The organism is Streptomyces ferrugineus (assembly GCF_015160855.1).
Taxonomy (GTDB): Bacteria; Actinomycetota; Actinomycetes; order Streptomycetales; family Streptomycetaceae; genus Streptomyces; species Streptomyces ferrugineus.
On record NZ_CP063373.1, the window covers coordinates 2,314,478 to 2,326,824 of the forward strand.

The window sequence follows — 12,347 nt, forward strand, 5'->3', positions numbered from 1 at the left end:
ACAGGGCTCTGACGCGCGCACGGGGCCCGCGTCAGCTCTTGGTGCGGAACTTGTGGATCGCGACCGGCGCCATCACCGCGGTGATCGCCGCCGACCAGCCCAGCGTCATCCACAGGTCGTGCGCGACCGGGCCGCCCACCATCATTCCGCGCGCCGCGTCCGCGAGCGTGGACAGCGGGTTGTAGTCGGTGAAGGCCTGCAGCCAGCCCGGCATCGAGTTCGTCGGCGCGAAGATCGACGAGCCGAACTGCAGCGGGAACAGCACCATGAAGCCCATCGCCTGCACGGACTGGGCGTTCTTCAGGACCACGCCGAGGGTGAGGAACACCCACATGATGGACGAGGCGAACACCGCGGACAGCCCCACGGCCCCGAACAGGCCGGGCCAGCTGTTGATGTCGAAGCCGACCAGGACGGCGACGACCAGCAGCACGGCCGTCGCGAACAGCATCCGCAGCAGCTCCACGGAGATCTTCGCGAACAGCACCGAGCCGCGCCCGATCGGCAGCGACCGGAAGCGGTCCATGACACCGGAGTTGAAGTCCTGGCTGAAGCCGGTGCCGACGCCCTGGGACAGCGTCATGCTCATCATCGCGATCATGCCGGGGATCACGTACTGCACGTACCCGTCCTGACCGCCGCCGAGGGCCTGTCCGATCGAGCCGCCGAAGACGTACACGAACAGCAGGGTGAAGACGACCGGCATCAGCAGCGCGTCGAACATCGACTCGGGATCCTGCCGGATCCACAGGAGGTTGCGGCGGACGAGCGCGCCGGTGTGGCGCAGATGCCCGCGCAGCGGGATGCGGGCGTCATGGGTGGAGAGGGTGGCGGCGCTCATACGGCGACCTCCTCGCGGTCGTCGGTGGGCACGGTGTCCTGGGGCGCACTGGCGCGGTGGCCGGTGAGGGAGAGGAACACCTCGTCCAGGCTGGGCAGTTCGGTGGTGACGGAGGCGAGCGTGACCCCGCGCGCGGTGATGGCACCGACGACGGCCGTGAGCTGCTCGTCGCTGAGGATCGGCACGAGGAGGGCGCCGGTGCCGGTGTCCACGGTGGTGGCGGCGAGCCCGGTGATGCCGAGCTCGTCGAGGTACCCGGCGAGCGGGCGCAGTTGCAGGGCGTCGACCGGCCGGACCCTGAGCGTCCGCCCGCCGACCTTGGCCTTGAGCTGCTCGATGCCGCCGTCCGCGACGACCTTGCCCCGGTCCACGACCGTCAGCTCGGAGGCCAGCTGCTCGGCCTCCTCCATGTACTGCGTGGTCAGCAGCACGGTCACCCCGTCCCCGACCATGGCCTTGACCTCGTCCCACACCTCGTTGCGGGTCCGCGGGTCGAGCCCGGTGGTCGGCTCGTCGAGGAAGAGGACGGAAGGCCGCCCGATCATGGAGGCGGCGAGGTCCAGCCGCCGCCGCATACCGCCGGAGTAGGTGGAGACGGGCCGCCTGGCCGCCTCGGTCAGCGAGAACCGCTCCAGCAGCGCGTCGGCACGCGCGCGTGCCTCCTTGCGGGGCAGATCGAGCAGCCGCCCGATCATGTACAGGTTCTCCCATCCCGGGAGCTTCTCGTCCACGGACGCGTACTGCCCGGTCAGCCCGATCACCCGGCGCAGCTGCCGAGGCTGCCGTACGACGTCGTATCCGGCGACGGTCGCCTGCCCGGCGTCCGGCGCCAGCAGCGTCGACAGGATCCGCACCAGGGTGGTCTTGCCCGCCCCGTTCGGTCCCAGCACCCCCATGACGGTGCCCTCACGCACATCCAGGTCCACACCGTCCAGGGCCTTGGTCTCGCCGTAGTGCTTGACCAACCCCCGCACGCGGACGGCGCTGCCCGCGCCGCCCGGCTTGTCGTCGATTCGCATCATGGGCACGACGGTGCCAGGGCGCACCGACAAAACACCGACAGGCCGCCGACACGCGGCCTACGTCCCGGCCGACATACGGCAAGGGGTGCCCGGTACGCACCGGGCGCCCCTGTGTCGCAGGACGGGCGAGAGTCAGTACTGGACGGTCTCGGTCTGCTGCGGAACGTGCGAGGCGACCACGCGCTCGCGTCCGGCCGGCCGTGCCACCCGACGCCTGTCCACCGCGTACGCGGCCCCGGCCACGCCCAGGCCCAGCACGGCCAGCGCCGCCCCGGCCAGCGCCGGAGAGGTCACGCCGAACCCCGCCGCAAGAGCCAGCCCTCCGATCCAGGCGCCGCCGGCGTTCGCGAGGTTGAAGGCGGCCTGGTTGGCCGAGGAGGCCAGGGACGGGGCGGCCGACGCCTTCTCCATGACCATCAGCTGGAGCGGGGAGCCGGTCACGAAGGCCGCCATGCCGAGCAGGGCCACCGCCAGGGCCGCGCTCCACGCCGCCGCCATCATCAGCGGGAACAGCGCCAGCACCGCGGCCAGGGAGAGCAGGCCGCCGAACAGCGTCCCGCGCAGCGCGTGGTCCGCCAGCCGGCCGCCCAGCAGGTTGCCCGCCGTCGCGCCCACGCCGAACAGCGCCAGCAGCAGCGTCACGCTGGTCCCGGCGTATCCGGCGGCGTCGGTCAGCATCGGCGTGACGTAGCTGTACGCGGCGAACAGCGCCCCGAAGCCCGCGACCGTCGTGCCGAGCGCCAGCCACACCGGCAGCGACCGCAGGGCGGCCAGCTCGCCGCGCAGGCCGGCCGCGGGAGCGGCGTGCGCCTCGGCGCGCGGGATCAGCAGCGCCAGCGACGCCATCGCCGCCAGGCCGATCGTGCTCACGCCGAGGAACGTCGCCCGCCAGCCCAGGTGCTGCCCCATCAGGGTGGCCACCGGCACGCCCGCGACGTTGGCCATCGTCAGGCCCAGGAACATCAGCGACACGGAGCGGGCCTTGCGCTCCGGCGCCACCATGTTCGTCGCCACGACCGCGCCGACGCCGAAGAAGGCGCCGTGCGGCAGGCCGCTGAGGAACCGGGCGGCCATCAGCCAGTGGTAGTCGGGGGCGAAGGCGGACAGGGCGTTGCCCGCCACGAACAGGGCCATGAGGCCGATCAGGACGCTACGGCGGGACATGCGGGCCGTGACCGCCGCGAGCAGCGGGGCGCCGATGACGACGCCCAGCGCGTACGCCGAGACCAGATGCCCGGCGGTGGGGATCGAGATGTGCAGGTCGTTCGCGACTTCGGGCAGCAGTCCCATCATCACGAACTCGGTCGTACCGATGCCGAAGGCGCCGACGGCGAGGGCGAGCAGTGCCAGTGGCATGAAAAGAGCCGTGCCTTTCGAGGGAGGTGCGGAGTTCCGGATCAAGCATATGTTCAGCTTCGGAACAAACCCTCGAAGGGCCGGTATTCCTCCGGTCAAGAGGACGTGTCGACCCTCACACGCGCCGCCACCGGCAGATGGTCGCTCCCGGTCTGCGGCAGCGTCCACGAGGTCACCGGCTCGATGCCCTTCACCATGATCTGGTCGATCCGCGCCATCGGGAACGACGCCGGCCAGCTGAAGCCCATCCCGTTGCCCGAAGCGCCCTGAGTGGAGCGCATCTGGGCGGTGACGGCGCGCAGCGCGCGGTCGTTCATCGTGCCGTTCAGGTCCCCGAGCAGGACGACCTTCCCCTGCGGCTCGTCGGCGATGGCCTCGCCCAGCGCGTCGGCGCTCTTGTCGCGCTGCCGGGCGGTGAACCCGGCCTCCACCTTCACCCGCACCGACGGCAGATGGGCGACGTACACCGCGACCTGCCCCGACGGCGCGTTCACCACGGCCCGCATGGCACGGGTCCAGCCCAGCTCGATGTCGACGGGGTTGACGCCGCTCAGCGGGTACTTGCTCCACAGCCCCACCGTGCCCTGCACCGAGTGGTACTTGTACGTCGCCGCCAGCGCCTTCTCGTACGTCGGCACCGCGGCCGCCGTCAGCTCCTCCAGGGCCACCACGTCCGCGCCGGACGCGGCCACGTCCCGGGCGGTGCCGGACGGATCGGCGTTGTCGGCGTTGACGTTGTGCGTGGCCACCGTCAGATCGCCGCCGGCGCCGGTCTTGTCGGTGAGCTGGCCGCCGAAGAGGTTCAGCCACACGATCGCCGGGATGAGCACGGCGATCAGCGCGGTCGCGGACCTGCGCACCAGGGCCAGCACCAGCAGTACCGGGACGAACAGGCCCAGCCAGGGCAGAAACGTCTCGGTCAGACTGCCGAGGTTGCCGATGGCGTTCGGGATCTGCGCGTGCAGCAGCATCACCAGGGCGAGGATCACCGCGAGGGCCGCCAGCACGATGCCCCGCCGCCAGACGCGCACATCGCCGCGCCATCCCGCGAGCAGCCGATCGAGCAGGCGCCGGACCCCGGATTCCCGGGGCTCGGGTCCCGAGCCTCCGCTGTCCGTCTCCGTCACGTACGCCTGCTGCGCCATACCGTCGCCTCACTACCTGCCGTGCACACCGTCGTCCCCCCGCGCCCAAGGAAACCCTAGGGGATGATCGGCTCCGTCCCTGCCGTACTCATGACGGCCGTACGGGGGCGAGGACGTACAAGTCGGTTGCGCGAGTTCCGGTTGCGGCGCGGGAAAGCGCGCTCTGTGACGAAACGCGCACATGCGTGCTACGGGGTCGGTGAACTGACGGGCCGTAGACCTTCCAGCACCGCGTCGACCATGCGCTCCGCCAGCCCTTCCGGAAGGTCGGCGTCCGGGCGCATGACGGCACGTACCAGCATCGGGCCGAAGACGATGTCGTTCATCACGTCGACGTCGATGTCCGTGCGCAGTTCGCCGTTCTCCTGCCCGCGGCGCAGGATCTCGTGCTGCTTCCGGCGCCGCGGCTCCACGACGATGGCGTGATACGCCTCCCAGATCTTCGGGCTGTGCTTCATCTGGGCGATGACGTTGTGCAGCAGCACCGATGAACGGCTCATCAGGCCGCGCCGGCGCAACTGCTCGACCAGCGTCACGAGATCGTCGCGCACCGAGGTGCCCGGCAGTTCGGGGTCCGGGGGCTCGGCGGCGCGTACGACGTCGACGAACAGCTCCTCCTTGCCGTTCCAGCGGCGGTAGATGGTGGCCTTGCCGACGCCCGCGGTACGGGCGATGCGCTCGATGGACAGCTCCGAGAGCGGCACGCCGTCCTCCAGCAGCCCGATGACGCCCTCGATGATGGACCGCTCCACGGCCTCGCTGCGGGGGCGGCCCCTGACGGGCCCGTCCTGCCGGGAATGGCTGTCGGCGAGGCTCACTGGGTCGGTCCTTTCCGTGGGGTGTGCTGATTGTCCCCCGGGCGCGTCCCCGTCGGGTACGACGGCGACGTGGGCGCGTCCGCTACTCCGAGGCCACCAACTCCGGCTTCTCCTCGCCCTCCTGGGGCGCCGTGGACCGCCCCGGCAGGCACAGCGCCACGACCACCGCGCCGAGCACCGCGATGCCCGCTCCCCACAGCGCCGTGATGTGCATGGCGTGCAGGAACGCGTCGTGGGCCGGGCCGACCAGGGACTCGCCCCGTGGGCCGAGCCGGGCGGCGGCGCCGAGGGTGGCCTCGATGGACTCGCCCGCCGTGTGCCGTACGCCCTCCGGCAGCACCGTCAGCCGGTCGTCGATGCCGCCCCGATACGCCGTCGACAGGACCGAGCCCAGGACGGCGATGCCGAGGGCGCCGCCGACCTGCCGGAAGGTGTTGCTGAGCGCGGAGGCGGAACCGGCCTTCTCGCGGGGCAGTGCCTGCATGATGACGACGCTGATCGGGGTCATGATGTGCGCCATCGCGGCGCCCATGAGGAAGAAGACGACCTCGAGCAGCCAGATCGGCGTGTCCGCCTCGAAGGTGGCGAACGCGGCCAGCGTGAGCGCGATCAGCAGCATGGCGCCGGTGGTCGTGGCCCGGTTGCCGAACCGGTCGACCAGGAGCCGGGCGCGCGGCGCGAAGATCATCTGGGCGGCGGCGAGCGGCAGCATCAACAGGCCGGTCTGCAACGGCGTGTAGCCGCGCACGCTCTGGGTGTAGAACACCGAGAAGAAGGTCACGCCCATCAGGGCGAAGAAGACCAGCGCGATGACGCCGATCGCGGCGGAGAACACCTTGTCGCGGAAGTAGCCGATGTCGATGGACGGATGGTCGCTGCGCTTCTCGAACACCACGAAGGCGGCGAGGACGGCGAGACCGGCGGCGATGGTGGCGAGGACCGCCGGGTCCGTGAAGTCGGCGAGCTGGCCGCCCTTGATGATGCCGTAGACGAGCAGGACGAGCCCGACGACGGAGAGCACGACGCCGATGGGATCGATCCGCCCCGGCTTCGGATCACGCGAGTCGGGAACCAGCCACAGCATCAGCCCGAGCGCGATGATCACGATCGGCACGTTGATGAGGAAGACGGACCCCCACCAGAAGTGGTCGAGGAGGACACCGCCGGTGATCGGCCCGATGGCGATGGCGAGCCCGACGCCGCCCGCCCAGATCCCGATGGCCTTCGGCTGTTCCTCCCGCTCGAAGACGTTCATCAGGACGGCGAGCGTGGCCGGCATGACGAAGGCGGCACCGAGGCCCATGACCGCGCGGAACGCGATGAGCTCGCCCGGCGAGCCGGAGAACGCGGCGAGCGCGGAGCCGACGCCGAACACGGCGAGCCCGCCGAGCAGCACCTTCTTCCGGCCGAGCCGGTCGCCGAGGATGCCCGCGCTGAACAGCAGGCCCGCGAAGACGAGCGTGTAGGCGTTGATCGCCCACTCCAGCTCGCTCTGGGTGGCCCCGAGGCCGGTCGGGGCCGGCGTCGAGATGGTCTTGATGGCGACGTTCAGGATCGAGTTGTCCAGCACGACGATCAGCAGGCTGAGCATCAGCACGCCGAGGATCGCCCAGCGGCGCCGGTGCACCGCTTCCGGTATGCGGGTGGCTGGGGCGGCGGGAGAAGTCATGTCGTCGACCGTACCTGCTTTACGATACGGAACCGTCTCGTATCGTATTCTCTTACCGAGAATTTACGCGGGGCGGAACTCACATGAGGGGGCCTGGCAGCCCTCGGCACGAAGTGCCACCATGGAGGGGATCCGGGGACGCCGTCAGGGCGCCTCGAGATGACATGAAGGAGCCGTTGCCATGACGCAGCTTTCGGCTGCCCAGACGCCTCAGGCGAAGCCCTCCGACGGCAGCAAGGCGCTGTACGGGGGTAAGAGCACCCGCCGCATCACCGTGCGCGACATCGCCGCCGCCAAGGAGCGCGGCGAGAAGTGGCCCATGCTCACCGCGTACGACGCGATGACCGCGTCCGTCTTCGACGAGGCCGGCATCCCGGTCATGCTCGTCGGCGACTCCGCGGGCAACTGCCACCTGGGCTACGACACCACGGTCCCGGTGACCCTCGACGAGATGACCATGCTCTCGGCGGCCGTCGTGCGCGGCACGTCCCGCGCCCTGATCGTCGGCGACCTCCCCTTCGGCTCGTACCAGGAGGGCCCGGTGCAGGCGCTGCGCTCGGCGACCCGGCTGGTGAAGGAGGCCGGCGTGGGGGCGGTCAAGCTGGAGGGCGGCGAGCGCTCGCACCGCCAGATCGAGCTGCTGGTCGAGTCCGGCATCCCGGTCATGGCCCACATCGGCCTGACCCCGCAGTCCGTCAACGCCATGGGCTATCGCGTCCAGGGCCGCGGCGAGGAGGCGGCCGCGCAGCTCATGCGGGACGCGAAGGCGGTCCAGGACGCGGGCGCGTTCGCGGTCGTCCTGGAGCTGGTGCCGGCCGAACTGGCGGCCGAGGTCACGCGCATGCTCCACATCCCGACGGTCGGCATCGGCGCCGGCGCGCAGACCGACGCGCAGGTCCTGGTCTGGACGGACATGCTGGGCCTGACCGCCGGCCGGGTCCCGAAGTTCGTCAAGCAGTACGCCGACCTCCGCGCGGTCATGGGCGACGCGGCCAAGGCGTTCGCGGAGGACGTGGTCGGTGGAACGTTCCCGCGGGAGGAGCACTCCGTCCACTGAGCCGGGTTGGGGCTGCGGCCCGTTGAACCACTGCGGCACCACCACGACAGCCCGCCGATCTTCCCCCGTCGGCGGGCTGTCCCTGTGGTTCCGACATGGTGGGTACATGGCAAAAGGGCAGCTGCGCACCGGTGGACACCGGGTTCGTCTCCTGGGGAACGCCGTGCTGGGGCCTGCCCGACGTCCGCAACATCCTCGTCGACGAGGCGGGAGGTACCGTGTTGACGACCTGGCCGGACCTCTAGTGCCTGTCGTGGGCCGTAGGCTCCCAGGGTGATTGAGACCATCGTGTTGGACATCGGCGAGACGATCACCCGGGACGACCGCTACTGGGCACTGTGGGCCGACTGGCTGGACATTCCCCGCCACACCCTCTCTGCCCTCGTGGGAGCGGTCGTTGCCCGCGGGCAGGACAACGCCGAAGCCCTCCGCCTTGCGCTCCCCGGCATCGATGTCGCGGCTGAGTACGACGCACGCGAAGCCGCCGGCCGTGGCGAGGACCTTGACGAGAGCGACCTGTATGACGACGTCCGCCCAGCCCTGTCCATGTTCCAGCAGGCTGGTGTGCGGGTCGTCATCGCGGGCAACCAGACTCCCCGCGCCGCTGAGCTGTTGCGCGACCTGGATCTACCGGCGGATCTCATCGTCACCTCGGGGGAGTGGGGTGTAGCGAAGCCGCAGCCGGAGTTCTTCCGGCGGGTGCTCGACGTGGCGCAGGCTGCTCCGAGGGCAAGCCTGTATGTCGGCGACCATCCGGCCAACGACGTCTTCCCGGCGAAGGCGGCCGGGCTGCGTGTGGCGCACCTGCGCCGCGGACCGTGGGGGCACCTGTGGGCAGAAGACCCGGAGGTAGTGGCAGTGGCGGACTGGCGGATCGACAGCCTCACCCAGCTCACTGAGATCGTGAAGGGCTGACCGAACGATGCGGCTCCACCAGCCTGAGCTGGCGGCGGCCGTTCGTGTGCAACGCGGCGTTTCGACGCGGGTACGGTTCGGAGTGGACGCACCGAACTGGAGCCGGTATGCACGCACTTGGGAGAGGCGGTGTGGGCGGGCGGATCGCCTACTATCGCGGCGTCATGCGCCCGAAGCTGACGCAGGAACGGCTTGCCGCAGCTGCCAACGTGTCTCTTGGAACCATCCGCAAGATCGAGCGGGGCGAGCGGGGTGTGAGCGAATCTACGCTCGAAGCCATCGCCGAGGCCCTCGGGATCGACCCCACGCGCCTATGCGCCGATCGTGAACCGGCTCAGACCCGTGTCCATGAAGCGCTCCCCGCACTGTCCGCAGTGATCGCTTCGTACGACCTTCCCGAAGACGGGCCTGTCCGGCCCGCCCATGAACTGCGCGCAGCGGTCAGCGAGGCCGCCCGCTGGCGACTGGGAGCGCAATACACGTTGATTGCCCGGCGGCTGCCCGACCTGCTCGCCGAGCTCGCCCGCGCCTACCGCGTGGCCCCCGCCGAGCAGCGAGCCGAGCTGGCCGGGCTCCTTGTGCGGGCGTACCGGTCCGCGGACGCCGTCGCCTACAAGTTCGGCGCCCACGACCTGTCAGCTCGTCTGATCGAACTCATGCGCTGGGCAGTTCCAGAGGCTGACGATCCACTGTTGTCAGCCGCCGTCGCCTACGTGCGGACGGAGACCTTCTTCGCTGCCCGTGCTCACGCCGTGGGTCAGCGCGCGCTGGAACTCGCTCTGGACGCCACCCCCGCCACCACCGTGGCGGAGATCGCGAGTCGGGGTGCCCTCCACATGCGGGCCGCCGTCGTCGCAGGCCGGGCACGTGATGCCTCGGCGGCAGCCACGCACCTCGATGAGGCCCGCACGCTGGCCGATCGGGTGCTCGAAGACATCTATTGCGGAACGGCGTTCGGCCCGGAATCCGTGCGCATCCACGAAGTGTCGGTCGCCGTGAGCCTTGGCGGCGATCATGTCGGCCGCGCCCTTGACGCAGCCAGCGAATGGAAGCCGCCTCACGACCTTCCGGCGGAGCGGCGTTCCGGGTTCTACATCGAACTCGGGCGTGCACAGTTGTGGTCCGGACTCGCGGACGATGCCTTCGAGTCACTCAAGGTCGCCCGCCGTATCACCCCCCAGCACACCCGCGAGCACCCGTGGGTGCGTGAGGACGCTGCCACCCTGCGCCGCTTGAAGCGTGCCGACTCGGAGAGCCTCAGCAACTTCGCTGAGTGGTGCGCCGCCACCTGACCGAGCTACCCCAACTACCCCTCGCCGGGGTACTTGTTGCCCTTTGCTGTCCCCACCATCTGTTGCACGCGTAGGAACCAGCAGATGGGAACCGGGGATGCCCGACGCACTCCCGCCCGCGCCGACGGTCATCGACGGGCGCGTGAGCATCGTCCGACTGCACGGTGAGGCCTGCTTCGACTGCGGGGCCGTGCACGAACCCCTGCGCGCGGCTGGGCATGTCGTGGTCCGAGGCAGCACGCAGGTGTGGCAGATCGTCACGTGCGGGTGCCGGAGCTAGGCCGCTGCGTGAACACCGGAAGGACCAAGGTCCACGGACCCCGGCAGCCGCGCGCACGGCGCCGGGGGCATGGCCAACGCTCGAACCAGCGAGGGAGCGTCGACATGAGGAACGCTACAGCCCCGAGAAAGCCCGGAGTCAAGATGACGCTGCGCGTGTACACCGTGACACGCGAAGGCATCATCAAGGAGGACAGCGGCACCCGGGAGGTCAAGCCCGTCGAGGAGTTGCCGGATGGGCAGCATCAGGCCGGACAGTCGGCGGTGACCCGGTGAACACCACCCAGGACGAGACCGACGCGATGCCCGGCATCGTGTCGATGCGCGCCGCAGCGACCTGGTTCCTGGATCAGCGCACGCTGCCGCGCCACGAGAGCGCGAAGAAATACCACCGGGACCTCGCCGCTTTCGTGGAACACCTGATCCCTGCGGTCGAGCAACTCGCCGCAGCCCTGCCCAAGGACGACGTGCCCGCGCAGGTGGCCATGGCCGGAGTCGGCGAGGCCCGCCGGCGACTGCACGAGCCGGAGGCCGCAGGCCTGCTCGGCGAAGTGGAGCGCGTGAAGCGCCTCGCGCGCTCCGTCGTGGCCCTGTGCGACCACCACGATGCCCTCAAGGGCTCAACCATGTGCTTGGCGTGCGACAAGCCGATCGAGGACGGTCAGGGGTCGCTGGAGTACGAGCACGTCAGCCCGTCCGGGGGTGCGAAGCTGCCCGGCCGTATCCACGCCGCGTGTGCGAGCACGGGCCGCCCCCGCCGCTGACACCCCAGCCCTGCCCCGGCGATGAGGGGCCCACGGCGAACGAAGGGGCAGGGTCGCGCCCAGGACACCCCTCCCGTCGCAGGACCGCAAGCCTGCGGCGGGAGGGGTTCCACAAGGAGAACCGACGACCACCGACGACATGACAACGGACGCCGACAACTGGGAACTGCGGCGCTTCGAGGTGCCCCCAGCCAGCCGGCTCACCGCCGAGCAGCGAGCATCGACCAAAGGACAGACATCTCATGACAGTTGCAGACATGCGGGAAGCGTTCCCGCTCGCGCCCGAGGGCGGACGCATCCCCTACAGCACGGAGCCTCCGACCGGTGCGGACAGTGGATCCTTCGCTTCGCGCGCGTCCCCGACGCCACGCAGGCCATCGTGAAGCCGCCGGCGGTCTACGACGAGGCGTTGCAGATGTCAGTCGGCTTGTTCGACGGCCCGTTGCCCTACATGGGCACGCACAACCCGACCATCCCCGACGGCGACCCGAACAACCCCCCGCCTCTCGACGAGGGCCCGAAGGACTGATGCCGTGATGCCGCCCGTTCTCGTGATCGCGGCGCGTGATGACTGGTCGACCGACCGCGTCGTCAAGGCTCTCACGGACGGTGGAGCGGAGGTGTTCCGCATGGACACCGCCGAGTTCCCTCAGGAACTCACCCTCGCCGGGCGCGTCGACGCCCGGCGAGGGTGGTCCGGCGGACTCGCCACCCCGCTCCGCACCGTCGACCTCGCCGACGTCTCCGCGGTCTACTACCGCACGCCGACCCCGTTTGACCTGCCCGCAACCATGTCTGGGCCCGAACGCAGGTTCGCCGCCGCCCAGGCCCGCGCCGGGCTCGGCGGCATCATCTCGGCCCTCGACTGCCGCTGGGTCAACCACCCCGCCGCCATGTCCCGCGCCGAGTACAAGCCGTCTGGCATCTCCCCGACGCGACCCGGTGGAACCTGACCGCCTGAGCCCCTGGCCGGCCCCGCTCGTCTGCTTCCCCGTGGCGGATGGGCGGAGTCTTCTCACACCCCGTGTGACTGCCGTGTACGCGCATATGCCGTGTGCACGGTTCTGAAGCGCGGACTCCGCCGCGATGGTGGATTCCGAACGACACGGCCCCGGCCGCGTGGAAGAACCGGAAGCCTCTTGCGGCGGGGCCCTTGTCGTGCCATTCCGGGCAGCGATCCGGGGACGTC

15 protein-coding genes are annotated in these 12,347 nt (G+C 70.3%); 9 read left to right on the forward strand and 6 right to left on the reverse strand.

Annotated features, from left to right (window positions below):
- Positions 1–31: 31 nt before the first annotated feature.
- The 6 genes from IM697_RS10525 to IM697_RS10550 all read right to left on the reverse strand — a co-directional run bounded on the left by IM697_RS10525 (position 32) and on the right by IM697_RS10550 (position 6,851).
- Positions 32–841, reverse strand: coding sequence for an ABC transporter permease (locus IM697_RS10525; protein ID WP_194046877.1), 810 nt, complete (start codon positions 839–841; stop codon positions 32–34).
- Positions 838–1,863: an ATP-binding cassette domain-containing protein gene (locus IM697_RS10530; RefSeq protein ID WP_194046879.1), complete on the reverse strand. Its 1,026-nt coding sequence runs from the start codon at positions 1,861–1,863 to the stop codon at positions 838–840. The genes IM697_RS10525 and IM697_RS10530 overlap by 4 nt, the downstream gene beginning before the upstream one ends.
- A gap of 132 nt (positions 1,864–1,995) precedes the next feature.
- Positions 1,996–3,219, reverse strand: coding sequence for an MFS transporter (locus IM697_RS10535; protein ID WP_194046881.1), 1,224 nt, complete (start codon positions 3,217–3,219; stop codon positions 1,996–1,998).
- A gap of 95 nt (positions 3,220–3,314) precedes the next feature.
- A complete protein-coding gene (locus tag IM697_RS10540) occupies positions 3,315–4,364 on the reverse strand; it encodes an endonuclease/exonuclease/phosphatase family protein (protein WP_194046883.1) in 1,050 nt (349 codons plus the stop codon).
- A 188-nt stretch (positions 4,365–4,552) separates the two neighbouring features.
- A complete protein-coding gene (locus tag IM697_RS10545; protein ID WP_194046885.1) occupies positions 4,553–5,182 on the reverse strand; it encodes a TetR/AcrR family transcriptional regulator in 630 nt (209 codons plus the stop codon).
- 82 nt (positions 5,183–5,264) lie between these two features.
- Positions 5,265–6,851, reverse strand: a complete 1,587-nt coding sequence (locus IM697_RS10550; protein ID WP_194046887.1) for an MFS transporter — start codon at positions 6,849–6,851, stop codon at positions 5,265–5,267.
- Between the two features lie 181 nt (positions 6,852–7,032).
- Here IM697_RS10550 and panB point away from each other — a divergent pair, with 181 nt between their 5' ends.
- The 9 genes from panB to IM697_RS10590 all read left to right on the forward strand — a co-directional run bounded on the left by panB (position 7,033) and on the right by IM697_RS10590 (position 12,111).
- Positions 7,033–7,908, forward strand: a complete 876-nt coding sequence (gene panB / locus IM697_RS10555) for a 3-methyl-2-oxobutanoate hydroxymethyltransferase (RefSeq protein WP_194046889.1) — start codon at positions 7,033–7,035, stop codon at positions 7,906–7,908.
- A gap of 95 nt (positions 7,909–8,003) precedes the next feature.
- Positions 8,004–8,153 (forward strand): hypothetical protein, encoded by a 150-nt coding sequence (locus tag IM697_RS10560; protein ID WP_194046891.1) that lies wholly within the window; start codon positions 8,004–8,006, stop codon positions 8,151–8,153.
- A 28-nt stretch (positions 8,154–8,181) separates the two neighbouring features.
- Positions 8,182–8,823 (forward strand): HAD family hydrolase, encoded by a 642-nt coding sequence (locus IM697_RS10565; RefSeq protein WP_194046893.1) that lies wholly within the window; start codon positions 8,182–8,184, stop codon positions 8,821–8,823.
- 164 nt (positions 8,824–8,987) lie between these two features.
- Positions 8,988–10,115: a helix-turn-helix domain-containing protein gene (locus IM697_RS10570; protein WP_228044918.1), complete on the forward strand. Its 1,128-nt coding sequence runs from the start codon at positions 8,988–8,990 to the stop codon at positions 10,113–10,115.
- Between the two features lie 97 nt (positions 10,116–10,212).
- Positions 10,213–10,395, forward strand: a complete 183-nt coding sequence (locus IM697_RS10575) for a hypothetical protein (RefSeq protein ID WP_194046897.1) — start codon at positions 10,213–10,215, stop codon at positions 10,393–10,395.
- A gap of 143 nt (positions 10,396–10,538) precedes the next feature.
- Positions 10,539–10,670, forward strand: coding sequence for a hypothetical protein (locus tag IM697_RS45405; protein ID WP_265582712.1), 132 nt, complete (start codon positions 10,539–10,541; stop codon positions 10,668–10,670).
- Complete coding sequence (locus IM697_RS10580; RefSeq protein ID WP_194046899.1) at positions 10,667–11,158, forward strand: DUF6415 family natural product biosynthesis protein; 492 nt, start codon at positions 10,667–10,669, stop codon at positions 11,156–11,158. Before IM697_RS45405 ends, IM697_RS10580 begins: the two co-directional genes overlap by 4 nt.
- A 379-nt stretch (positions 11,159–11,537) precedes the next feature.
- Complete coding sequence (locus IM697_RS44555) at positions 11,538–11,687, forward strand: hypothetical protein (RefSeq protein ID WP_228044617.1); 150 nt, start codon at positions 11,538–11,540, stop codon at positions 11,685–11,687.
- 7 nt (positions 11,688–11,694) lie between these two features.
- Positions 11,695–12,111, forward strand: a complete 417-nt coding sequence (locus IM697_RS10590; RefSeq protein WP_194046901.1) for an MvdC/MvdD family ATP grasp protein — start codon at positions 11,695–11,697, stop codon at positions 12,109–12,111.
- Positions 12,112–12,347 lie beyond the last annotated feature (236 nt).

Excerpts from the sequence above, each read along its gene's own strand:
- IM697_RS10525 (WP_194046877.1), bottom strand. The coding sequence starts at position 841 with ATGAGCGCCGCCACCCTCTCCACCCATGACGCCCGCATCCCGCTGCGC.
- IM697_RS10530 (WP_194046879.1), bottom strand. The coding sequence starts at position 1,863 with ATGATGCGAATCGACGACAAGCCGGGCGGCGCGGGCAGCGCCGTCCGC.
- IM697_RS10535 (WP_194046881.1), bottom strand. The coding sequence starts at position 3,219 with ATGCCACTGGCACTGCTCGCCCTCGCCGTCGGCGCCTTCGGCATCGGT.
- IM697_RS10540 (WP_194046883.1), bottom strand. The coding sequence starts at position 4,364 with ATGGCGCAGCAGGCGTACGTGACGGAGACGGACAGCGGAGGCTCGGGA.
- IM697_RS10550 (WP_194046887.1), bottom strand. The coding sequence starts at position 6,851 with ATGACTTCTCCCGCCGCCCCAGCCACCCGCATACCGGAAGCGGTGCAC.
- panB (WP_194046889.1), top strand. The coding sequence starts at position 7,033 with ATGACGCAGCTTTCGGCTGCCCAGACGCCTCAGGCGAAGCCCTCCGAC.
- IM697_RS10560 (WP_194046891.1), top strand. The coding sequence starts at position 8,004 with ATGGTGGGTACATGGCAAAAGGGCAGCTGCGCACCGGTGGACACCGGG.
- IM697_RS10570 (WP_228044918.1), top strand. The coding sequence starts at position 8,988 with ATGCGCCCGAAGCTGACGCAGGAACGGCTTGCCGCAGCTGCCAACGTG.
- IM697_RS10575 (WP_194046897.1), top strand. The coding sequence starts at position 10,213 with ATGCCCGACGCACTCCCGCCCGCGCCGACGGTCATCGACGGGCGCGTG.
- IM697_RS45405 (WP_265582712.1), top strand. The coding sequence starts at position 10,539 with ATGACGCTGCGCGTGTACACCGTGACACGCGAAGGCATCATCAAGGAG.
- IM697_RS10590 (WP_194046901.1), top strand. The coding sequence starts at position 11,695 with ATGCCGCCCGTTCTCGTGATCGCGGCGCGTGATGACTGGTCGACCGAC.